The following is a 230-nucleotide window of genomic DNA, read 5'->3' as shown; positions in this document are numbered from 1 at the left end:
TGGTGTGATAAGTACTTCTATCTGCCTCACCGTGATGAAACACGTGGTGTTGGTGGTCTGTTCTTTGATGACTTAAATGAGTGGGGCTTCGATAAGAGCTTTGCTTATATGCAGGCGGTCGGTGAAGGTTTTGCAGCCGCATACTTACCAATTGTAGAACGACGCAAACAGACGCCTTATGGTGAGCGCGAGCGTGATTTCCAACTTTATCGTCGTGGTCGCTATGTTGA

General features: G+C 47.4%; 1 protein-coding gene. It reads left to right on the top strand.

The window, feature by feature from the left end:
- Positions 1-230, top strand: a 230-nt coding sequence (locus AB4486_RS27940) for a coproporphyrinogen III oxidase (protein ID WP_372120066.1), incomplete at both ends; no start/stop codon positions are given.

Origin of the sequence: Vibrio sp. 10N.222.55.C6 (assembly GCF_041473395.1) — a bacterium.
Lineage (GTDB): Bacteria > Pseudomonadota > Gammaproteobacteria > Enterobacterales > Vibrionaceae > Vibrio > Vibrio crassostreae_C.
This window is presented reverse-complemented; position numbering and strand designations above follow the sequence as displayed.